This window comes from Dactylosporangium sp. NPDC000521 (assembly GCF_042898305.1).
GTDB lineage: Bacteria > Actinomycetota > Actinomycetes > Mycobacteriales > Micromonosporaceae > Dactylosporangium.
Map to the genome: position 1 here is coordinate 72142 of NZ_JBIAYW010000013.1, position 21323 is coordinate 93464.

At 72.8% G+C, this 21323-nt stretch carries 18 protein-coding genes and 1 riboswitch; of the genes, 8 read left to right on the forward strand and 10 right to left on the reverse strand.

What is annotated here, in order from left to right; translation table 11 throughout:
- Positions 1-372: 372 nt before the first annotated feature.
- Together ACFY3L_RS35565 and dnaG are read right to left on the reverse strand one after the other, a co-directional pair.
- Entirely contained in the window at positions 373-912 is a 540-nt protein-coding gene (locus ACFY3L_RS35565) for a hypothetical protein (RefSeq protein WP_389334387.1), read from the reverse strand.
- Between the two features lie 421 nt (positions 913-1333).
- Positions 1334-3184: a DNA primase gene (gene dnaG / locus ACFY3L_RS35570; protein WP_389334390.1), complete on the reverse strand. Its 1851-nt coding sequence runs from the start codon at positions 3182-3184 to the stop codon at positions 1334-1336.
- A 121-nt stretch (positions 3185-3305) separates the two neighbouring features.
- Here dnaG and ACFY3L_RS35575 point away from each other — a divergent pair, with 121 nt between their 5' ends.
- Together ACFY3L_RS35575 and ACFY3L_RS35580 are read left to right on the forward strand one after the other, a co-directional pair.
- Positions 3306-4292, forward strand: coding sequence for a vancomycin high temperature exclusion protein (locus tag ACFY3L_RS35575; protein ID WP_389334392.1), 987 nt, complete (start codon positions 3306-3308; stop codon positions 4290-4292).
- A gap of 153 nt (positions 4293-4445) precedes the next feature.
- Complete coding sequence (locus tag ACFY3L_RS35580) at positions 4446-5651, forward strand: polyprenyl synthetase family protein (RefSeq protein ID WP_389334395.1); 1206 nt, start codon at positions 4446-4448, stop codon at positions 5649-5651.
- A gap of 156 nt (positions 5652-5807) precedes the next feature.
- Here ACFY3L_RS35580 and ACFY3L_RS35585 read toward each other — a convergent pair whose 3' ends face one another.
- Together ACFY3L_RS35585 and ACFY3L_RS35590 are read right to left on the reverse strand one after the other, a co-directional pair.
- Positions 5808-6563, reverse strand: coding sequence for a hypothetical protein (locus tag ACFY3L_RS35585; protein ID WP_389334398.1), 756 nt, complete (start codon positions 6561-6563; stop codon positions 5808-5810).
- Between the two features lie 131 nt (positions 6564-6694).
- A riboswitch (cyclic di-AMP (ydaO/yuaA leader) is annotated at positions 6695-6837 on the reverse strand.
- 45 nt (positions 6838-6882) lie between these two features.
- Positions 6883-8397 carry a diguanylate cyclase domain-containing protein gene (locus tag ACFY3L_RS35590; RefSeq protein WP_389334401.1) on the reverse strand — a complete coding sequence of 505 codons (1515 nt, stop codon included), beginning with the start codon at positions 8395-8397 and terminating at the stop codon, positions 6883-6885.
- Between the two features lie 221 nt (positions 8398-8618).
- On the opposite strand from ACFY3L_RS35590, the gene ACFY3L_RS35595 reads away from it, so the two are divergent.
- A complete protein-coding gene (locus tag ACFY3L_RS35595) occupies positions 8619-9305 on the forward strand; it encodes a hypothetical protein (protein WP_389334404.1) in 687 nt (228 codons plus the stop codon).
- Here ACFY3L_RS35595 and ACFY3L_RS35600 read toward each other — a convergent pair.
- From ACFY3L_RS35600 to ACFY3L_RS35620, 5 genes are all read right to left on the reverse strand, one after another.
- Positions 9239-10381: a sensor histidine kinase gene (locus tag ACFY3L_RS35600; protein WP_389334407.1), complete on the reverse strand. Its 1143-nt coding sequence runs from the start codon at positions 10379-10381 to the stop codon at positions 9239-9241. The genes ACFY3L_RS35595 and ACFY3L_RS35600 overlap by 67 nt on opposite strands.
- Positions 10378-11043 carry a response regulator gene (locus ACFY3L_RS35605; RefSeq protein WP_389334410.1) on the reverse strand — a complete coding sequence of 222 codons (666 nt, stop codon included), beginning with the start codon at positions 11041-11043 and terminating at the stop codon, positions 10378-10380. The genes ACFY3L_RS35600 and ACFY3L_RS35605 overlap by 4 nt, the downstream gene beginning before the upstream one ends.
- A 24-nt stretch (positions 11044-11067) precedes the next feature.
- Complete coding sequence (locus ACFY3L_RS35610; protein ID WP_389334412.1) at positions 11068-12312, reverse strand: NAD(P)/FAD-dependent oxidoreductase; 1245 nt, start codon at positions 12310-12312, stop codon at positions 11068-11070.
- Positions 12313-12353: 41 nt separating this feature from the next.
- A complete protein-coding gene (locus tag ACFY3L_RS35615) occupies positions 12354-13610 on the reverse strand; it encodes a deoxyguanosinetriphosphate triphosphohydrolase (protein ID WP_389334415.1) in 1257 nt (418 codons plus the stop codon).
- 301 nt (positions 13611-13911) lie between these two features.
- Positions 13912-14265 (reverse strand): VOC family protein, encoded by a 354-nt coding sequence (locus tag ACFY3L_RS35620; protein ID WP_389334418.1) that lies wholly within the window; start codon positions 14263-14265, stop codon positions 13912-13914.
- 305 nt (positions 14266-14570) lie between these two features.
- On the opposite strand from ACFY3L_RS35620, the gene ACFY3L_RS35625 reads away from it, so the two are divergent.
- From ACFY3L_RS35625 to ACFY3L_RS35640, 4 genes are all read left to right on the forward strand, one after another.
- Positions 14571-14957, forward strand: a complete 387-nt coding sequence (locus ACFY3L_RS35625; protein ID WP_389334421.1) for a hypothetical protein — start codon at positions 14571-14573, stop codon at positions 14955-14957.
- 25 nt (positions 14958-14982) lie between these two features.
- Positions 14983-16092, forward strand: coding sequence for an ADAM 12 protein (locus ACFY3L_RS35630; protein ID WP_389334424.1), 1110 nt, complete (start codon positions 14983-14985; stop codon positions 16090-16092).
- A 29-nt stretch (positions 16093-16121) separates the two neighbouring features.
- The gene (locus tag ACFY3L_RS35635; protein ID WP_389334427.1) at positions 16122-16547 is read left to right on the forward strand and encodes a roadblock/LC7 domain-containing protein; all 426 of its coding nucleotides are present in this window, start codon (positions 16122-16124) and stop codon (positions 16545-16547) included.
- A 98-nt stretch (positions 16548-16645) separates the two neighbouring features.
- Positions 16646-17017 carry a hypothetical protein gene (locus ACFY3L_RS35640; RefSeq protein ID WP_344511889.1) on the forward strand — a complete coding sequence of 124 codons (372 nt, stop codon included), beginning with the start codon at positions 16646-16648 and terminating at the stop codon, positions 17015-17017.
- A gap of 22 nt (positions 17018-17039) precedes the next feature.
- Here the strand turns inward: ACFY3L_RS35640 and ppdK are convergent, their stop codons facing one another.
- A complete protein-coding gene (gene ppdK / locus ACFY3L_RS35645; protein WP_389334430.1) occupies positions 17040-19712 on the reverse strand; it encodes a pyruvate, phosphate dikinase in 2673 nt (890 codons plus the stop codon).
- Between the two features lie 309 nt (positions 19713-20021).
- Here ppdK and dusB point away from each other — a divergent pair, with 309 nt between their 5' ends.
- Complete coding sequence (dusB, locus tag ACFY3L_RS35650; RefSeq protein ID WP_389334433.1) at positions 20022-21143, forward strand: tRNA dihydrouridine synthase DusB; 1122 nt, start codon at positions 20022-20024, stop codon at positions 21141-21143.
- The last annotated feature ends 180 nt before the right edge of the window (positions 21144-21323 follow it).

Below are 21323 nucleotides of genomic sequence, written 5' to 3' on the forward strand. Positions count from 1 at the left end.
CCAGCAGCGCCCGCCACCGGCCGACCGGGCCCCCGACCGGCCGCACCCGACCGGCCGACGACGCGACCACACCGCTGCGCACACCACCCCGGCAGCACGCGGCGCCAGCGGACCGGAGGTCCGGCCGGCCGCACGCAACCACCCACTCCGCGAGCCGCCGACGGCAGCACTCGCCGTCGACGACCAGACTCCGACCGGCAGCACCCGACCGCCCGACGACGCGACCGCACCACTCCGCGAGCCATCCCTGGCGGCGCCGGCCGGCGGCGGAGCGGGCTTCGGGCCGGTTGGTGCTGGTCGGGGCGTCCGCCTGACGGACTGACCGGGCGACCTGGTGGGCCGCGGCCACCGTGTGGGGGCGGGCGGGTGAGGTCAGGCGGTGGCGGGGGTGCCGATCGACTGGCGGGCGGCGGCGACCAGGGCGGTGGTCTGTTCGGTGACGGCGGGGGCGGTGGGGTCGACGCCTTCGTCGTAACGGACGGTCCAGCGCAGGCCGTCGACGCCGCTGACGCGGCGGGCGACGACGCGGACGCCGAAGCCGGTGGCGAGCGGGTGGTGTGAGGTGTGCGCGATGGACTTGTTGACCCTGGTGCGGACCTGCTCGGGCACCCTGTCGGGGTCGAGCAGCGTGATGACCAGCGGTGGCAGGTCCTCCATGACGACGTAACCGCCGGAGGCGTCGACGGGCAGCTCCCGGGCGGCGGTCAGGGTCAGCTGCCGGCCCGACCACGTGGCCTTGTGGATCTCGTGCCAGCCGAGCCGCTCGCCCGCGCCGGGGAGCCAGAGGCCGAGGTTGGTGACGACGACCACCATGTCGCCGGTCGCGCCCGCCCACGACAGGATGCGCTCGTCGGCGGCGAGGGCGGGCCGCTGCCCGGCCGGCAGGCGACGCTTCTTCAGGAAGCCGAACACGACGCTCTCCTTCTGTCGGACGACCACGGGACCAGACCCCGGCCGCACCCCACCGACCTGCTACCCACCACGGACCGGCCGCGCACCGCCGGCCTGCGACCCACCACGGACCGGCCGCACCCCGCCGGGCTGCTACCCACCACGCACCGGCCGCGCACCGCCGGCCTGCTACCCACCACGCACCGGCCGCGTGCCACCGGCAACCGGCCGTCCACCACCGACCCGCCACCGGGCACCGGCACCCCGCCGCGGGTCACCGGCGGCCACCCGTCCACCACCGCCACCCCGCGTCGAAGGCCGGCACCGGACCGGCCGGCAGCGACCCAGCCGGCACGCGACCGGCCGCCGGCGACCCGGCCGTCACCGGACCGGAGCCCGCCGGCGCGGAAGCGCCCGCGGGCTCCGGAACGCCTGAGCACGGTCACCAGCGGCTGGCGCCGCGGTCGCGCAGCGCCCTCGCGTGCTGCTCCAGGGAGACGAGCTCGCTGAAGAGGCGCAGGTACTCGTCGGCGTTGGTGACCGGGTTGATGCGCTGCTGCTTGGACTTGAGGTCGGCGATCCGGCGGTTGAGGGCGGGCAGCTGCAGCCGGACGATCGTGGCCTCGACATAGCGGGGATCGGGCTCCCCGTCGAGGCGGAGCGGCTCGACGGCCAGCTCGGTGACGAGGGCCGCGGCGGCCGGGTCGGGGCACGCCTCGCGGACCCGCTCGATCCAGACGGCCCCGCCGGTCGCGGACGAGGCACCGCCGGCGTCGGCGATCGCGGCGCGCAGCGCGGTGTAGGTCGGGTGGGCGTAGATGTCGGCGCCGATGACGTCGAACATGGGGCCGGCGAGGGCGGGCTGCTGGAGGGCGAGCTTCAGCGCCTCGCGCTCGACGAGGGCCTCGGCGCTGTCGGGCGCCAGGATCTTGCGGGTGGAGGCGGCGGGCGGGGGCGCGACGACGCCCTTCGCGGCGGCGCCGACGGCGCGCTGGACCGTCTCCAGCTCCATGCCCAGGTCGCCGGCGAGCTTGCGGGCGTACTCGGGGCGCAGGGTGCGGTCCTTGATCTTCGCGACCAGGGGGGCGGTGGCCTTGAGGGCGCCGACGCGGCCTTCGGCGGTGTCGAGGTCGAAGCGCTGGATGACGGAGCGGAGGGCGAAGTCGAGCAGTGGCTGGCGGTCGGCGACGAGGTCGCGGACGGCGACAGGGCCCTTCGCCATGCGCAGCTCGCACGGGTCCATGCCGTTGGGGCCGACGGCGATGAACGTCTGCGCGACGAAACGCTGGTCGTCCTCGAATGCGCGCAGGGCGGCCTTCTGCCCGGCGGCGTCACCGTCGAAGGTGAAGATGATCTCGCCGCCGTAGCCGTCGGCGTCGAGCAGCAGGCGGCGCAGGACCGCGATGTGGTCGGCGCCGAACGCGGTGCCGCAGGTGGCGACCGCCACGGGCACGTCGGACAGGTGGCAGGCCATCACGTCGGTGTAGCCCTCGACGATGACCACCTTGCTCTGCTTGGCGATCTCGCGCTTGGCCTGGTCCACCCCGTACAGGACGTGGGACTTCTTGTAGAGCGGGGTCTCGGGCGTGTTCAGGTACTTCGGGCCGTCGTCGTCGTCGAACAGCTTCCGCGCGCCGAAGCCGATCACGTCGCCGGAGATGTCCTTGATCGGCCACAGCAGGCGGCGGCGGAACCGGTCGATGAGGCTGCCCGAGCGGGCCTCCTTCGACAGCCCTGCGGTGATGAGCTCCTGTGCGGAGAAGCCCTTCAGCCGCAGGTGCTTGCTCAGCGGATCCCAGCCCTCGGGGGCGAAGCCGCAGCCATAGCGCTCCGCCTCCTCACGGCCGAAGCCGCGCTGCGCGAGGAACTCGCGGGCCAGCCGGGCGCCGGGCGAGCCGAGCTGCTCGGCATAGAAGCGGGCCGCCTCGGCGTGCGCGGCGATGAGCCGCTGCTTCTGCCCCGTCTGGCGGACCGGCGCGCTGCCCGCCTCCACGTACTGCAGCTGCAGGCCGGCGCGGGCGGCGAGGCGCTCGACGGACTCGACGAACGTCAGATGGTCGTGCTCCATCAGGAACTTGATGGCGTCGCCACCGTTGCCGCAGCCGTGGCAGAAATACACGTTGCGCGCGGGCGAGACGTTGAACGAGGCGGTCTTCTCGTCGTGGAACGGGCAGAGCCCCTTCAGGTTGCCGCCCCCGGCCGACTTCAGCGTCACATGCTCGGAGATCACATCCGCGATCGCGGTGCGCTCCCGTACCAAGGCGATGTCCTCGTCCTTGATCTTGCCGGCCACCCGACGCCACCTCCCCAACCCGAGGCTTACATCCTGCCCCGCGCCTACGACAATTTACGACTTCACAGAAGCAACACCACACGGGCACCACTGGCGCGCACCACCGTGCGATGCTGCCGCCATGCCGAAACTGCGGGACGAGCGGGTCGCCTGGCTGGCCGTACAGGACCGGTTGCGGCAGCGCAGTCGCCGGCCGGGGCCGCTGGGCTGGCTGCTGACGATCGCCACGCTGGGCGCGTGGGCGGTGCTGCGGTCCCAGGGGCGAGGGGCGGCGCGGATGGCGGCGTACTCGCTCGCCGTCGACCACGTCACCGGCTACCTCGGTGACGACGAGCGCGAGACGCTGCGCACGCACGGCACGGTGCCGCCGTGGTTCCTGTTCGAGGTCGAGCGGGCCAGGTGGGCGGCGCGCGACAGGCAGCGGCTCCCCGCCGGCCGCGAGACCCGTCTGGAGCGGCGCCGCCGGATCCTGCTCAGGGTCGTGCTCACCGGCACGGTCGCGGCCGCCCTCGTGCTGGCGCCGACCGTGTGGGTACGAGCGGCCTCCCTCGGCCTCATCGGCCCCGCCGCGACGGCCCCGGACGCGGGCGTCGCGATCGTGTTCGGGGCCCAGGTCGCGCCGGGCGGGCAGGAGCCGATGCCGTTCCTCAAGGGGCGGCTCGACGTCGCCGCGCAGCTGCTCACGTCCGGCAAGGTGAAGGCGCTGCTCATCTCCGGTGACGCGCAGGGTGGCTCCGGTGACGAGGTCCGGGTCATGCGCGACTACCTGGCGGGCAAGGGCGTCGATCCGGCCAGGATGGTCGTCGACCCGCACGGGCTCGACACCTATGACACGTGCCGCCGCGCCCACGACGTGTACGGCGTGACGAAGGCCCTGCTCGTCAGCCAGGAGCTGCACCTGCACCGTGCGGTGGCGCTGTGCCGGCGGCTGGGCGTCGACGCGTACGGGGTGCCCGCCCTCTGCGAGGGATGCCAGCGGGTGACGATCTGGTACAACACGGTCAGGGACGTCGCGGCCGGGCCGAAGGCCGCCTGGGAGGCACTCCGGCACCGGCAGGCGGCCGTCGTGTCGCCACCGGATCCGTCCCTGCGGCAGGCGATGCGCTGACCCGCCCACCATCGTGGTTTTGGGCGTGTCCGGCGGGCACCGGCGGCATACTTGACCAGTCCACGGCGCCGACATCAGATCGGCGCTTGTCCATGACTGGCCGATGGGTGGTGCGTTACCGGTGATGGTCCCGCGTCCGGGGGTTTCCGGCTGATGGTCACCGTACTGCGCACCGTCGACGACGTCCTCGCATGGGCGGAGCTGCTGGTGGAGCCGCCGCTGCGCACCGCCGTCGGCCGCCTGCCGGAGCCGTCGCGCGAGGTGGCCGAGCTGCAGCTGGGAGGGCTCGACGAGGGTCCGCCCGCCGCTCGTACACGAGCCGCACTGACACTCGTCTGCGCCGGCGCCGTCGGCGGTGATCCGCACGACGCGGTGGCGGGCGCGGTCGCGGTGGAGCTGGTGCACCACTGGTCGGGACTGCAGCGGGACCTGTTCGACGGCGACCTGACCCGCCGGCACCGGCCGACCGCCTGGAGCGTGGTGGGGCCGCACCCGGCGACGCTGGGCGGGCAGGCGATGCTGGCGCTCGCGTTCGACGTGGCGGCGACCGGCGACCCGACCAGGCGGGTGCCGCGCCCGCTGCGCCAGGCCAGCCGCGCCACGCCCGGGACCGCGCCGACCGCGCCGACCGCGCCGTCCGGGGAGCCGGCGCGGCAGGACCGGGCGACCCGGGACAGGTTCACCGACCAGCATGGCACCCCCGACCCGCGCGCCGACGCGCGGCGGCAGTCCGGGGCGGCCTCCGTCGACCGGGCCGGCGTCCGCGTCCTCGGCGACACCGTCCAGCAGCTGCTGCACGGCCAGCACACCGACCTCGGCACGGCCCTGGACGCCGCCCTCCCCGGGCACCGCTCCGGCAACGACCTGCTCCGCGAGTGCATCACCGCGGTCGAGCAGCGCAGCGGCGCCCTCTTCGGCTGCGCGTGCGCCCTCGGCGCCCTCGCCGGCGGCGGCGACCCGGCGCAGGTGGAGCAGCTGCGGCTGTTCGGGGTGCGGCTCGGGCTGGCCGTCCGGTTCGCCGAGGACCTGCAGGGCATCTGGGGTGACCCGGCCGTGACGGGCCGCCCGGCGTTCGCCGACCTGCGCGGCCGCCGGCGCTCGCTGCCGGTCGCCGCCGCTCTCGCCGCGGGCGCCGACGAGCTGACCGGGCTGCTGCACCGCGAGGGCAGCCTCAGCGACGCCGACCTGGAGCGTGCCGCGAAGGTCATCGAACGCTCCGGCGCCCGCTCCTGGTGCGCCCAGCAGGCCGACGACCTCCTCGCGCAGGCGCTGGTCGCCCTCGACCTGGCGATCCCCGAGCCGGCCGCGGTCGCCGAGCTCGTCGGGCTGGCCCGCTGGGCGACCCGACACCCAGCCTAACCAGCACTCCCCCAACAGGAGCGCACCCGCTGGGCGACCCGACACCCAGCCTAACCAGCACTCCCCCAACAGGAGCGCGCCCGCTGGGCGACCCGACACACCGGCCTGACCGGCACTCCCGCGAGGGAAACGCCGGCCAGGCGGGTGCGATGCGCGTCAGGTGAGGGCGGCGACGACCTGCTCCGCGCGGCCGGCGTGCTTCTGGTACGCGCCGGGGAAGGCCGACCGCTGCACCGCCTGCGCGGCGGCGGTGACGCTCATCCGCTGCCAGCCCTCGACGCGGTTGAGCGCGTTGTAGAAGAGCATCGCGGAGTGGGCGGGGTTCATCAGCTCTGCGACGGTGCCCCAGCCCTGGCTGGCCCGCTGCTGGAAGAGCCCGACCGAGTCGTGGTCGGTCGAGGTGCCCTCGTGCGGCAGCCGCAGGGACGCCGGCACGGCGGAGCTGGCGATGTTGTACAGGTCGCTCTCCTGCATCGCGGTCGCGAGCGCCACGACCAGGGCCCGGTCAGGCATGCCCTGCGCCCTGCCCTGCTTGACGATGATCGCGGCGTTGTCCATCTGCCGCTGGTCGAGGCCGGCGACGGGCTTGACGGCGGGCTGCGCCGGTGGAACGGGCGCGGCCGGCACCGCGACGGCCAGGGGCTCCGCCCGCGCATCGGCGGAGGGCGCGGACGACGGTCCGGAAGCGGACAAGGACGACGGTGACGGCCAGGTCCAGGCGGCCGCGACGGTGCCGGACTCGGCGTACGCGGGGCCGGTGAACATCGACGCCGGCGAGTCCGCCGGCAGGGTGCCCAGCAGCGTGGCGGACAGGACGGCGACCGAGACGGTGCCGGCCTTGGCGCCCAGCACGGGCAGCCGGCGATGTCGCGGGTGGAACTGGCGTGGCAACGCCTTCAATACGGGCTTCACTACTGATATGTCCTTCGTGGCAGGCAGAAAATGGCATGCGGAATCGGCACGTCGCCCGGGGACGGCGTGCTGGAAGGGGGGAACCAGTGGTGAGGTGCTACGAGGGCGCGTGGGCGGCCGGCATCGGCGCAGACTCCTTCCGGTGCCGCCTACCGGGTTAGCTGACGGGTTCGGGCGGGAAGTTTCGCCCTACCGCGGCCAGGCCGCGGATACACCCCAGAGGACGCGCATGGGTCCCCGGCTCGCGAAGATCGCGACTCGACGGCGCCCGCCCGGCAGCACCGATCGGTGCAGGTCGACCGGAGCGGACTCAACGACCCTACTGGGCCGTCTCGGGCCGGGCCAACCGCAGCAACGGCATACCACCCGGCGCACCCGAACGATCACCGAACGCTGTCACCCTTCTGGTCACCTCGCCGGCGTGACGACCGCCCTTGACCAGGTACATCGCGCGGTCGGCGGCCCGCAGCGCGGCGCCCGCGTCCTCGACCGTGTCATCGATCACGGCAACACCGACGCTGACCCTGACCCGCATGATGTGCCCCTGGTGCGTGACGGGTGCGCAGACGGCGCGTTCGAGGCGGTCGACCAGCGCGCCGAGGTCACCGACGGCGACGTTGCCCATGAGGACGACGAACTCGTCGCCGCCGAGGCGCGCGACGGTGTCGGTGGGCCGCACCAGCGACTGGAGGCGCCGCGCGACGGCGACGAGGACCGCGTCGCCGGCCTCGTGACCCAGGGTGTCATTGACGATTTTGAAGTCGTCGAGGTCGCAGAAGAGCAGCGCGCTGATCACGTGCTCGGCGCGGGCCCGCCGGATCGCGGCCGCGAGGGGTTCGGCGACGGCCTCGCGGTTCGCCAGGCCGGTCAGCGGGTCGCGTAAGGCCCTGCGGACCAGGTCGGCCTCGGTGGCCTTGCGGCTGGTGATGTCCTGCACCTGCGTGATCGCGAACGCGGGCGACCCGGCGACCACCGACATCGTCGCGGAGATCCAGATCGTCTCGCCGTCGCCGCGGACGCAGCGCACCTCGTAGTCGCGGATCGTGCCGGCGCCGCCGGCGAACACCTCCCTGCTGCGCTCGAAGTCGTCGGGGTGGATGAAGTCGCCGAAGCGCATCGAGACGAGCACGTCCTCATCCCGCCCGAGCAGCTCGCACAGCGCGGGGTTGACCCGCACGAGCCGGGTCATGTCGGCACCCTCCAGGCCGATCATGCACATGCCGGTGCCGGCGCCGTTGAACGCGAGCCGGAACGCGGCCTCGCTCGCCTCCAGGTGCTGCCGCTCCCGGCGCAGCGCCTCGACCAGGTTGGCGTTGTTGATCGCGATGCCGGCCTGCGCGGCGAGCATCTCGAGCAGCTCGCGCTGGAACGCGCCGGGCCGCCTGCCGTCGGCGGGCAGGTCGACGCTGAGCACGCCGACGAGCGAGCCGTCGGGGGCGTGCAGCGGCGCGAACAAGGCGTCGAGGGGGTGCCAGCGCTCCTCCTCCGGGATGTCGTCCGTGCCGTCGGGCGCGGCCGGGATCCAGGACTGGATGCCGTCGTTGTGCCGCTCGTGCGGCCGGAAGCGCAGCTGCCCCCACTCGTCGGCGGCGGCCAGGTGCGCGTCGAACTCCGCCGCGGGGTACCGGACGCCGAGCAGCTCCGCCCGCGCCTCCTCGGACCCGGCGATGGCGACCGCCTCGTACACACCCTCCGGATGCAGGTAGTTGACCACGGCGGCGCCGAACCCGACGCTCTCGACGACGGCGTCGGCGATCCGGTTCAGCGTCTCGACGACGGTGCTGCCGGTGTTGATGCGCCCAGTGATCCGGTAGACCGAACGGATGGCGGCCATCGCCATGTCCCGATCTCGATCCACGGCTCGCCTACCCCGATCCGGCCGACCCTGCATCCCTCACATCGACGCACCGCCTCCGATCCTAAGCAATTGCGGACGCCGTCCGCCGCCGCGCGGACCCGCGTCAGCGCCGCGGCTGACGACGGCGCGGCGACGGCCGGCTTACGGTTCCGGCTCGACATCCCGTCGAGTCACACAAAACCGTCTGAAAGGTCGCTATGCCGCACAAACTCCGCCGTCTCCTCGCCGGGGGCTGCCTGGTCGCCGCCCCGCTGGTGTACGTGGCGGGCCTGCTCACCGACCCCGCGCTACGCGCCGGCGACGCCGCCGACGGCGCGTACGGCCGCCACCCCGGCCAGGTCTCGGTGAGCGCCGCGCTGCTGCACTGGAGCTGGGTCCTGCTCGTGCCCGGCATCATCGGCATGATCCACCTGGTCCGCCGGCGCGCCGTGCTCTTCGGGCACATCGCCGGGCTCGTCGCGCTGCTGGGCGTCGTCAACTTCTCCGCGCTGATGCTCGGCGACTTCTTCTACGCCCGGCTCGAGGCGGACCTCGGCACCGCGGCCGGCGACCGCCTCGCCGACGCCGCCTTCGCCGCCGGCGGGGCACAGTGGGGGTTCCAGGTGCCGGGCTTCCTCGGGCTGCTCGGGGTGCTCCTGCTGGGGTTGGCGCTCGCGTACGACCGGCGCGTCCCCTGGTGGGCACCGCCGGCGATGGTGGCCGGGATGCTGACCGGCCCCATCTACCCGATCGGCATGATCGCCGGCAGCCTGCTCTACATCGCGGGCGCGGGCGTGATCGGCGTGCGGATGCTGCGGATGACCGACGCCGAGTGGGCTCAGGAGCCGGTGGCGGGCGGGACCGCCGCGGCGCCGCCGAGCGGGAACGTGGCCGCGACGGTGTAGCCGCCGCCGGGCCGGGGTCCAGCGTGGAGGGTGCCGCCGTGCAGGGCGGCCCGCTCCCGCATCCCGGCGAGCCCGTGCCCCGTGCCGGCGACCGTGGCCGACCCGTCGTCGCTGACCTCGACGGTCAGCGCGGGCGGCGGGAAGCCGATCGTCACCTCCACCGTCGCGGCCCGGGCGTGCTTGAGCGTGTTGGTCAGCGCCTCCTGGACCACGCGGTACGCGGCCAGCCCGAGCGCCGGCGGCACCGGGCACGGCGTGCCGGTCGTGCCGATCCTGACGTCGAGGCCGGCGGCGCGCAACGGCACGGCGAGCCGGTCGAGCTGGTCGAGGCCGACCGGCGCCCGCCCGTCACGCAGGACGCCGAGCAGCATCCGCAGCTCCTCGACCGTCTCGCGGCCGGCCCGCTCGACGCTGTGCAGCAGGTCGCGTTCCCGTTCGCGGGCGGGGTCGCCGGCCAGCAGCATCCGCACCCCGCCGGCCTGCAGCGTCATCAGGCTGACGTGGTGCGAGATGACGTCGTGCAGCTCCCGCGCGATGCGGGTGCGCTCCTGCGCGGCGGCGACCGCGGCCCGCTCAGCCATCCGGATCGTCCGGTCCGTCTGGCGCCGCAGCAGGACGCCGCTGCCGTACGCGACGCCCATGAAGATCGCACTGATCAGCCCCTCCGCGACGTCCTGCCCCGGCAGCGTCTGCAGCAGGGCGTAGGCGGCGAGGACGGTGGCGGCGCCGGCGGCCCGGGCCCGCCGCCCTGACGCCGCGCTGCCGACGGTGTGCACGAGGATGAGGTTGGAGTAGAACTGCCAGGCGGTGAGCGGGTAGTCGTCGTCCAGCACCGCGAACCGGAACAGGGCCGACAGCGCCGTCAGCGCGGCGAGGGCCGCGACCGGGAACCGGCGGCGCGGCAGCAGGATCACGCCGGCGAGCACCGCCCCGGCGGCGACGAGCCCGGGCCGGTGCACCTGTCCCGGACCGGCGCCGGCCCGCCCGTACGCCTCGACGACACCGGCCCCGGCGACCGCGAGCGCCAGCACGACGTCGAGCCAGGCCGGCCGCGACGGCCGGGGAACGGCGGTCATCCGCCCGGCCGGACGAGGCCCGCCTCATAGCCGTACACCACGGCCTGGACCCGGTCGCGCAGCCCGAGCTTGGTGAAGATCCGGCCGACGTGGGTGCGGACCGTCGCCTCCCCCATCAGCAGCCGCGCACCGATCTCGGCGTTGGACAGCCCGCGGACGAGCTGCTCGAGGACCTCCCGCTCCCGCCCGGTCAGCGTGTCCAGCGCGGGCGGCGCGACGGGCTCGGGGCGGGCGGCGAACGACGCGATCACCCGGGTGGTCACCGCCGGGTCGATGAGCGCGTCGCCGGCCGCCGCGATCCTGACCGCGTCGACGAGCTGCTCCGGCGGTGACACCTTCAGCAGGAACCCGCTGACCCCGAGCCGCAGCGCCGCGTGCAGGTGCTCGTCGGTGTCGAACATGGTGAGCAGCACGACCTTCGGCGGCCGCGGCCCGGCGAGCACCTGCCGGGCCGCGGCCAGCCCGTCCAGCCGCGGCATGGCGATGTCCATCACGAGCACGTCGGGCCGCAGCCGCTGGACGGCCGCGACCGCCTCCGCACCGTCGGACGCCTCGCCGACGACGGTGATCGATCCGGCGGCCGCGGTCTCCACGACCAGCCGCAGGCCGGCCCGGATCATCGCCTGATCATCGGCGATGACCAGCCTGACCTGCTCAGACATATCTGCAGGATAGCCAGCGCGGGCTCAGCCGAGCAGCTCGCCCAGCGGCACCCCCGGGTCCTCGAGGCGGGCCAGGTCGACGGCGGTGCCGGCCCAGCCGGCGCGGACGAGGGCCTGGATGTCGTCGGTGACGTCCCAGACGTTGACGTTCATGCCGGCGAGGACGCGGCCGCCCTCGACCCAGAAGGCGATGAACCCGTCCTTGACCGAGGTGCCGCCGCGGAAGACGACCCGGTCGTAGCCGCCGGGGGCGACGAAGCCGGAGTACTCCATGCCGAGGTCGAACTGGTCGGAGTAGAAGTACGGCACCCGGTCGTACACCGCATCGCCCAGCAGCGAAGCAGCGGCGATCTTGCCGCCGTTGAGGGCGTTGGCCCAGTGCTCGACGCGGATGCGCCGGCGCAGCCCGGGGTGTTCGAGGTTGACGACGTCGCCGGCGGCGTAGATGTCGGGGTCGGAGGTGCGCAGGGCGGCGTCGACGAGGATGCCGTTGTCGACCTCGAGGCCCGCGTCGACGGCGAGCTCGGTGTTGGGCTGGATGCCGATCCCGACGACGGCGACGTCCGCGGGCAGCTCCGTGCCGTCGGCGAGGACGACCGACCGCAGTTTCCCGTCTGTACCGCGGAACTCCGCCACGGAAGCGCCGAAGCGGAACTCGACGCCGTTGGCCCGGTGCAGGTCCGCGAAGATCGTGGCGACCTCGTCGCCCAGCACCCGTTGCAGGGGCAGCTCGGCGACCTCGACGACAGTGACAGCCGCGCCGTGCTTGCGGGCCGCGGCGGCGGTCTCCAGGCCGATCCAGCCGGCGCCGACCACCACCACGCGCTCGGCGCTGCCCAGGTGCGCCAGCAGCGCGTCGGACTCGTCGACGGTGCGCAGGTAGCGCACGCCGGTCAGGTCGGCGCCCGGCACGTCGAGGGTGCGGACCCGGGAGCCGGTGGTGAGCAGCAGCTTGTCGTAGCGCAGCTCGTCGACGCCGTCGAGGGTGACGGTGTGCGCGGACGGGTCGACGCGGGTGACCCGGGTGGCGAGGCGCAGGTCGACGCCGTTGTCGGCGTACCACGACTCGGGGTGGACGAACGCCTTCTCGCGGGCGTCCTTGTCACCCTGCAGGTAGCCCTTGGACAGCGGGGGCCGCTCGTAAGGGCGCTCGGTCTCCTCGCCGATCAGCACGATCCGGCCGGTGAAGCCACCGGCCCGCAGCGTCTCCGCCGCCTTCGCCCCGGCGAGGCTCGCGCCCACGATCACAAATGTCCGCTCGTCAGCCATGCGTCCCAGCCTTCCCTACCGGTTCGCGATCCGCCAAGGCCTCACCCGCCCGCGGAGTCCGCCGGGTGCAGCAGCCGCTGGTGCCAGGCCGTGGCGGACAGGTCGGTCAGGCTGGCCACCTGGTCGATGACGACCCGCAACCGGCCCGCGTCGTCGGGGGCCGCCCGCCACATCGGGGCGAAGGCGGCGTCGAGGCCGTCCGGCGCACGGTCCGCCAGGGCGGCCACGAGCTCCTGGAGGACGGTGGCCTCCTGCGCGTAGCGCTGCTTCGAGCCGGGGCGGCGCATCACGTACCGCAGCGCCATCCCCTTCAGCAGCGCGCACTGCGCCCGCACGACGGGCGGGACGACCAGGTCGGCGTCATAGCGGCGGACCGGCCCGTCGCCGTGCGCGGCCCGGGTGGCGGACACGGCGGCCGCGGCGAAGCGCCCGGTGAGCACGCTCGTCACCCGCTTGAGGGCGACCTGCGCGGCATGGCTGCCGTCGTAGTGGTCCAGCGGCACGAGGACCGGGTCGGCGAGCAGATCGAGCAGCACGGTCTCCAGGTCCGCGGCGCGCTCGGAGGAGTACGCGGCGGCGACGTCCTCGCACAGCGCGGCCCGCTCACTGCCGTCGGCGCGCAGCGTGGCGAGGTGGACGTAGCCGCCGTGGATGCCGTCCTCGACGTCGTGCACCGAGTAGGCGACGTCGTCGGCCCAGTCCATGACCTGCGCCTCGAGGCATCGTCCGGAGTCGGCACGACCCGCGCGCAGCCAGTCGAAGACGGCCGCGTCGTCGGCGTACACGCCGAACTTGCGATACCCGTCGCGGCGCGGCCACGGGTACTTCGACACCGCGTCGAGCGAGGCCCGGGTCAGGTTCAGCCCGGCGGAGGCGCCGTCCGGCCCGAGGACCTTGGCCTCCAGCCTGGTGAGGACCCGCAGGGTCTGCGCGTTGCCCTCGAAGCCGCCGCACGCCTGGGCGGCCTCGTCGAGGGCGTCCTCGCCGTTGTGCCCGAACGGTGGGTGGCCGAGGTCGTGGGCGAGCCCGGCGGTGTCGACCACGTCGGGGTCGCAGCCGAGCCGGGCGCCCATCTCCCGGGCGATCTGCGCGACCTCCAGGGAGTGGGTGAGCCTGGTGCGCAGGAACGCGTCGGCACCCGCCGTGTGCACCTGCGTCTTCGCGGCGAGGCGGCGGAACCCGGCGGAGTGCAGCACCCGGGCCCGGTCCCGCTGGAACGGGCTGCGGCCGTTGTCCGCGGTGGTCGTAGTGCGGTCCTTCTGCGGCTCGTGCACATAGCGTTCCGCGTCCGGGTTCACGTGTCGAGCTTAGAGGTCTTCGCAGGTTCTCCGCCCTGTTCCCCGGCCGCTCGCCCGCCCCCTCGCACGGGGAACGGGCACGGGCGGCCGCGCCGGCCGGGCGGCCGCGCCGGCGGTGGCACCGACGCGCGGGTGCTGATACTCACACCGCCGATCCCGCCCACAAGCCTCCCCGTCAGCCTGTAGCGGTCAGCGACCTGGCCAGAAGCCTTCGATCCTTCAGACAGCTTCCATAAGTACAGGTCGCCACCCCCCCCGGCCGGCAGCGCCACGGCCCGGCGGCGCGCCCCACCGAGGTCCGTCACCCGGGATGACGCAGGATGCAGAACTCGTTGCCCTCCGGGTCGGCGAGGACGACCCATTCGGCGGCCTCGTGCTGGCCGACGTCCACATGACGGGCGCCCATGTTGACCAGACGCTCGATCTCCGCGTCGAGGTCGTCGGGGCGTAAGTCCAGGTGAAGCCGGTTCTTGGCGTGCTTGGGGTCCTCATGGCGCAGGAAGATCAGCCGCGGGTGGCCGGCGACGCCGGGGCCGACCACGACCTCCCGCGCGGACACGCTCTCGACCCGGTGGTCGAGGACCTCGGCCCACCACCGGCCGAGCCGCTCAGGGTCGAGCGCATCGACGATCAAGGCATCCCACCGGCTCCCCATGCGCACCTCCGTGGTCGGCGTGGGGACTCACCTTACGCCGCGCCGTCGGGCGTCGCAGCCGTGCCGGAGCGCGGGGGTGCCGCACTCTAGCGACTTCGCGACCCCCCTGTCAGGCAAACGTGCAAATTGCAAAAAGCAGTGACCGATCGGCTCATCGTTACCGCCCGAACGCACGGAGTAGATGATCAAGAGGGTCAGGGTAATTTGCCGGAAGCTAATCGTTACGGCCGTTTCTCCCACCTGCCGTCGTGCGCGACTCCCCCTGCCCGCCGGCTCGTCCCGGCCGACCGTGAACTGGATGCTCAGTGCCTGCTATCGATGACTGCCTTCGCCGCGCCATGACGATCCGGGGCGCGATCGGGGCGAGCCTCATCGACTACACGACCGGGCAGTCGCTGGGCATGCAGGGCGGGAAGGATTCCGTCGCGCCGCACGCCGACCCGGCCGCGGCGGCACTGGGCACCGCGAGCGTCATCCACGCCGCGATGCAGACCGCCGCGTACGCCCCGACGGTGCCCGGCGACACGGTCGAGGACGTCATCATCAGCACGTCGGCGGCGTACCACCTGATCCGGCCCGTCCGGACCGGCTTCGACTCGCGGCTGGTGCTCTACGTGTGGCTCGACCGGGCAGAAGGCAACCTGGCCATTGCGCGGCGCCGCATCCGTGCCCTCGCCGAGGAACTTGCATGATGGCAAGCATGTCGGAGGTGACGGCGTGACCAGTCGGGGCAGGGCGACCGTGAAGGACGGACGGCAGCAGCCGAAGTTCGACCGTGGCGTCACCCCGGTGAAGGCACTCCAGCAGCTCGCCGGCCTGGGCGTGACCGGCGCGCTGACCGTCGTCGGCGAGCCTGGCGGCGTGATCTTCCTCCGCGACGGCCTGGTCAACGGCGTCGAGTCGCCGGCCGCGCCGAGCGTCGACCGGCTCCTGACCGCCGCCGGCGTGGTCGACGAGCGGGTGTGGGAGACGATCCCGTCCCGGCCCGCCCGGGCGCTCGTGGAGGGCGGGCACCTCACCGCCGCCGAGATCGAGCTGTGCGCGATCAACGCGATGTACGACGCGGCCTACTTCGTGCTGTCCACCGAGCGGGCCGAGCTGCGCTTCGCCCCGGACATCGAGCACTGGCTCGGCGCCGAGGGCATGGTGACGACGGACCAGTTGTGCGACCACGTCGCCCGGCAACGCCGCATCCTCGACGAGGTGCACCCCTCTGACGCCACTGACACCGCTGCGGTCAGGCCGGTCCTGCGACCGGGCCTGGACCGCGTGTTGCTGTCCGGGTTGCAGTGGGAGATCGTGCTGCACGCCGACGGGCAGCGCACCCCGCAGGACCTGGCCGGCCTGCTGGGGCGCTCCGCGTACGCGGTGACCCTCGACGTGCGGCGACTCGCGGCGGCGGGCCTGCTCGAGCCGCCGCAACCCACCGGGGACGGACCCACGCCGTCGTCAGAGCCGTCCTCGTCCGCGGTCTCGGCGCCGGTACCGGCAGCGCCGGCGCCTTCGTCGTCCGCGGTCCCGGCGCCGGTACCGGCGACGCAGGCGTCAACGGTGTCGCCTCCGGCCTCGTCGGCACCGGCCACTTCAGCACCGGCCTCAGTGGGACGGGCCACCGGCTCGGCCCGGGTCAACGGCGGCGGGGACGGCGAGGAGATCCTGCCGCAGCGGGTGCCGGGGACGTACACGTTCGAGGATCCGGCGACCGACACCCGCAGGCACCTGCCGGCGGGGGTCAGCGCCCTGGCGGTGCTGCCCGGCGCGATCGACAAGGCTCCCGACGACACGCTGCTCAAACGCATCCGCTCGGCGCTGCAGTCCCTGCGATGAGCCGACGGGGAGATGGAGGTATACCGACGATGACCACCGATGCGGAACTGCGCGGCGCGCTCCTGCTCGAGCTGGGTCGCCTGCGCCGGGCCGTGCCGGAGCTCACCGGGTGCCTGGTCGCCAGCACTGACGGCCTGCTGATCGTCGACGAGGCCGAGACGGTCGTCGCCGAGGGGGTCGCCGCGCTCGCGGCGGCGTGCCTCGGCGTCAGCCAGCGCATCGCCGACAGTGCCGGTCAGGACAACTTCCAGGAGGTGTTGATCAGCAGCATGGGCGGGCACGTCGCCATGTACATGGCCGGCCACGGCGCCGTGCTGGTGCTGCTGGCCGCCGCCGACGCGAACGTCGGGCGGCTGCACCACGAGGCGCGACGGTCGATCAGCGTGGTGTCCCACATCGTGGCCACCGCCGCACTGTCCTTCGCGCAGGCGATCCCGGAGCCGGCCCGATGGTAGGCCGCAACGGCGGGGCGCACCGACGCCCCAGACGAACGAACGACGCAACCCCGAAGAACATCGATAGTCCCCCCACGAACAAGCTCACGGAGGTAGCCATGGCGGACATGGAAACTGCGCTCAAGGAACTCATGACCATCGACGGCGCGATCGGCGTCGCGCTGGTGGACTACAACAGCGGTATGGCACTCGGCGTGCTCGGCGGTTCGAAGGACCTGGACCTGACCGTGGCGGCGGCCGGCAACACCGACGTGGTCCGCGCCAAGATGCGCACCATCGAGATGCTGAACCTCAAGGACGGCATCGAGGACATCCTCATCACGCTGAACAACCAGTACCACCTGATCAGGCCGCTCACCGGGCGCTCCGGCAAGGGCCTGTTCCTGTACCTGGCGGTGCTGCGGTCCCGGGCCAACCTCGCGCTGGCCCGGCACCAGCTGGCTCGCGTCGAGGAAGACCTCGACGTCTGACCTTCAGTACAGCGGTTTCGCCCTAGCGGGTGTCGGAGGTCGACTGCTCGGCAACTGCCGCGCGGCCGGCCTCCAACCGCGCCACGGGCACGCGGAACGGTGAGCACGACACGTAGTCCAGGCCCACCTCGTGGAAGAAGTGCACCGACTCCGGGTCGCCGCCGTGCTCGCCGCAGACCCCGAAGTGCAGCTCCGGCCGGGCCGCCCGGCCCTCGTCGACCGCGATCCGCACGAGCCGGCCGACGCCGTCACGGTCGATGGACTCGAACGGTGACACACCGAAGATGCCGAGCTCCAGGTACCGCCAGAAGAACGCCCCCTCGACGTCGTCGCGGGAGAAGCCCCACCCCATCTGGGTGAGGTCGTTGGTCCCGAACGAGAAGAAGTCGGCGGCCTGGGCGATGTCCCCCGCGGTCAGCGCGGCCCTCGGCACCTCGATCATCGTGCCGATCTTCACGTCGACGTCGTGCTCGCCGATGATCTTCTCGGCCTCGGCGCGGATCGTCTCCAGCTCCTGCACCGCGCCGACCAGCGGCACCATGATCTCCGGGTGCGCGCCGTCGACCTGCGCGGCGGCCTCGACGATCGCCCGCACCTGCATCGCGAAGAGGCCGGGGATGACCAGCCCGAGCCGCACGCCGCGCAGCCCCAGCATCGGGTTCTCCTCGTGCATCCGGCGCACCGCGTCCAGCAGGTCCTTGTCGTGCCCCGGGTCCTGGCCGCGCTCCTCGGCGACGGCGACCTTCACCGCGAGGTCCTCCAGCGGCGGCAGGAACTCGTGCAGCGGCGGGTCGATGAGCCGCACCGTCACCGGCAGGTCCCGCATCTCGCGGAAGAGCTCGACGAAGTCGGCCCGCTGCAGCGGCAGCAGCTCCCGCAGCGCCGCGTCGCGGTCCTCCGCGGTGCCGGCCAGGATGAGCCGCTCGACGAGGGCCCGGCGCTCACCGAGGAACATGTGCTCGGTGCGGCACAGCCCGATGCCCTGCGCCCCGAACCGGCGGGCCCGCGCCGCGTCCTCGCCCGTGTCGGCGTTGGTGCGCACCTTCAGCCTTCTGGTGGCGTCCGCGTGGGTGAGGATCCGGTGCACCGCGCTGACGAGCGGGTCGGCCTCGGCGTCGAGGGTGCCTTCGAAGTACTGCACGACCGGCGACGGCTGGACGGGCACCTCGCCGAGGTAGACGCGCCCGGTGGTGCCGTCGACGGAGATGACGTCCCCCTCGGACACCACGTGACCATCCACCGTGAACTGTCCCTTGTGGAGGTTCACGTCGAGGTCGTCGGCGCCGCACACGCACGTCTTGCCCATGCCGCGGGCGACCACCGCCGCGTGCGAGGTCTTGCCGCCGCGGCTGGTCAGGATCCCCTGTGCGGCGATCATGCCGGGCAGGTCGTCGGGGTTGGTCTCCCGGCGCACCAGGATGACCTGCTCCCCCTCCTTCGCCATGGCCACCGCGTGCTTGGCGTCGAACACGGCCTTGCCGACCGCCGCGCCCGGCGAGGCGCCCACCCCGCGGGTGAGCTGCTCGGGCTCCTGGGAGAGGTCGAACGTCGGGAACATCAGCTGCGCCAGCTGGGCGCCGTTGACCCGGCGCAGCGCCTCGTCCATGTCGATGACGCCCTCGTCGACGAGCTGCGTGGCGATGACGAACGCGGCCGCCGCGGTCCGCTTGCCGACGCGCGTCTGCAGCATCCACAGCTTGCCGCGCTCGATGGTGAACTCGATGTCGCACAGGTCGCGGTAGTGCTCCTCGAGCTTCGCCATGATGGCCATCAGCTCGTCGTACGCCTGCTTGTTGACGTTCTCGAGATCCTGCAGCGGGGTGGTGTTGCGGATGCCCGCGACGACGTCCTCACCCTGGGCGTTGGCGAGGTAGTCGCCGTAGACGCCCGGCTCACCCGTCGCGGGGTCCCGGGTGAACGCCACGCCCGTGCCGGAGTCGGCACCCAGGTTGCCGAAGACCATCGCGACCACGTTCACGGCGGTGCCGAGGTCGGTCGGGATGCGCTCCTGCCGCCGGTACAGCACGGCGCGGTCGGCGTTCCAGGACCCGAAGACGGCGCCGACGGCGAGGTCGAGCTGCTCGCGCGGGTCCTGCGGGAAGTCGCGGCCGGTGTGCTCGCGGAAGATCTCCTTGTACTTCTTCACCAGGGCTTTGAGCGCGTCCGCGTCGAGTCCCAGGTCGTCCCTGGTCCCGGCGGCGTGCTTCGCGTCGTCCAGCGCGTGCTCGAACTCCTCGCCGGGCACGTCGCACACGGTCTTGCCGAACATCTGGATCAGCCGCCGGTAGGAGTCCCAGGCGAACCGCACGTCGCCGCCGGCCTGCGCGGCGAGCCCGTCGACGCTGCGGTCGGTGAGCCCGACGTTCAGCACCGTCTCCATCATGCCGGGCATCGAGAACTTCGCGCCCGAGCGCACCGAGACGAGCAGCGGGTCGTGCCGGTCGCCAAGCTTGCGGCCCATCTTGTGCTCGAGCGCGGCGAGGTGCTCATCGACCTGCCGGTCCATCCCATCGGGCATGCTGCCCGTCCTGAGGTACGCGCGGCACGCGTCGGTGGTGATGGTGAACCCCGGCGGCACCGGCAGGCCGAGGTTGGTCATCTCGGCGAGGTTGGCTCCCTTGCCGCCGAGGAGGTCCTTGAGATCCCGGTTACCCTCTTCGAAGTCATAGACGAACTTCTCCACTGAAGCCTCCATGGTTGACTGAGCCATCGTTAGGGTTCCCGTGTGCGGGACACCGTAAAGCGGTGTTCCAGGCTTTGGCATCGCCTTGAGACAAGTCGCACAAGGAACGGCACATCTGCCTCTTACGGGTGCAGTTGGGAGCGCTCCACCGAACAGATTCGCGCATCGTTCCGTTGAATGTCCATTTTGCCACTTCTCGCGTTCCCGCACGTCGTGACGCTTGGACCTGCTCCGTCCCACCGCTTTTCGATCACGTACGAGCATCGTTTGTGCGCACTGCCGCCCGCGAATTCCGGGGCCCGGCATGGCATCCTCAAAGGCGTGACGTTGAAGCTCGGTCCTTATGTCGTCGACCCACCCGTGGTGCTCGCCCCCATGGCGGGCATCACCAACGTCGCCTTCCGGCAACTCTGCCGCGAACAGGGCGCCGGCCTCTACGTCTGCGAGATGATCACCACCCGCGCCCTGGTCGAGCGCAACCCCAAGACCATGAGCATGATCCAGTTCGGCGCGCACGAGAAGCCGCGGAGCCTGCAGCTGTACGGCGTGGACCCCGCCACCATCCGCAAGGCCGTCGAGATGGTCGTCGAACAGGACCTCGCCGACCACATCGACATGAACTTCGGCTGCTCGGTGCCCAAGGTGACCCGCCGAGGCGGCGGCTCCGCCCTGCCCTGGAAGCGCAACCTCTTCGCTTCCATCGTCTCCGCCGCCGTCTCAGCCGCCGCCCCCGCCGGCATCCCGGTCACCGTCAAGATGCGCATCGGCATCGACGACGACCACGTCACCATGCTCGACGCGGGCCGCATCGCCCAGGACGCCGGCGTCGCCTGGGTCGCCCTGCACGCCCGCACCGCCGCCCAGCGCTACTCCGGCACGGCCTCGTGGGACGCCATCGCCTCCCTGAAGTCCACGCTGGACATCCCGGTCCTCGGCAACGGCGACATCTGGGAGGCCTCCGACGCCCTGGAGATGATGTCCCAGACCGGCTGCGACGGCGTAGTCATCGGCCGCGGCTGCCTCGGCCGCCCCTGGCTCTTCGCCGACCTCGCCGCCGCCTTCGCCGGCCGCTCCGACCGCAAGCTCCCCACCCAGGGCGAGGTCGCAGCCCTCATGCACCGCCACGCCACCCTCCTCGTCGACTGGTGGGGCAAGGAGAAGGAAGGCGTCACCGACTTCCGCAAGCACGTCGCCTGGTACCTGAAGGGCTTCCCCGCCGGCGGGGAACTCCGCGCCGCCATGGCCATGTCCTCATCCCTGACCGAACTCGGCGACCTGCTGTCCCAGCTCGACCCCGACGTGCCGTTCCCCCGCGAGATCCTCGGCCAGCCCCGCGGCCGCACCGGCACCCCGGCGAAGGTCGTCCTCCCCCAGAACTGGCTCGACAACCGCGACGACGACACCATCCCCGAAGGCGCCGAACTCGACGACAGCGGCGGCTGAAACCGGCCAGTTGCGACCGTCCAGGCCGGAGTCGCCGCTTCGACGCGTCTGGGACGACAACTCGCCGTTCATCACCCTCGACGGAGGAATGGACGACATCCACATCCGACTCGACGAGCAGGAGGAAAGTCTCCACGCTGGAATGAGCGGCCGCGCTTCGACTCCTGCGCTCGGCGCATT

Excerpts from the sequence above, each read along its gene's own strand:
- ppdK (WP_389334430.1), bottom strand. The coding sequence starts at position 19,712 with ATGGAGGCTTCAGTGGAGAAGTTCGTCTATGACTTCGAAGAGGGTAAC.
- ACFY3L_RS35635 (WP_389334427.1), top strand. The coding sequence starts at position 16,122 with ATGACCACCGATGCGGAACTGCGCGGCGCGCTCCTGCTCGAGCTGGGT.
- ACFY3L_RS35620 (WP_389334418.1), bottom strand. The coding sequence starts at position 14,265 with ATGGGGAGCCGGTGGGATGCCTTGATCGTCGATGCGCTCGACCCTGAG.
- ACFY3L_RS35595 (WP_389334404.1), top strand. The coding sequence starts at position 8,619 with ATGCCGCACAAACTCCGCCGTCTCCTCGCCGGGGGCTGCCTGGTCGCC.
- ACFY3L_RS35580 (WP_389334395.1), top strand. The coding sequence starts at position 4,446 with ATGGTCACCGTACTGCGCACCGTCGACGACGTCCTCGCATGGGCGGAG.
- ACFY3L_RS35605 (WP_389334410.1), bottom strand. The coding sequence starts at position 11,043 with ATGTCTGAGCAGGTCAGGCTGGTCATCGCCGATGATCAGGCGATGATC.
- ACFY3L_RS35600 (WP_389334407.1), bottom strand. The coding sequence starts at position 10,381 with ATGACCGCCGTTCCCCGGCCGTCGCGGCCGGCCTGGCTCGACGTCGTG.
- ACFY3L_RS35590 (WP_389334401.1), bottom strand. The coding sequence starts at position 8,397 with ATGGCCGCCATCCGTTCGGTCTACCGGATCACTGGGCGCATCAACACC.
- ACFY3L_RS35610 (WP_389334412.1), bottom strand. The coding sequence starts at position 12,312 with ATGGCTGACGAGCGGACATTTGTGATCGTGGGCGCGAGCCTCGCCGGG.
- ACFY3L_RS35640 (WP_344511889.1), top strand. The coding sequence starts at position 16,646 with ATGGCGGACATGGAAACTGCGCTCAAGGAACTCATGACCATCGACGGC.
- ACFY3L_RS35575 (WP_389334392.1), top strand. The coding sequence starts at position 3,306 with ATGCCGAAACTGCGGGACGAGCGGGTCGCCTGGCTGGCCGTACAGGAC.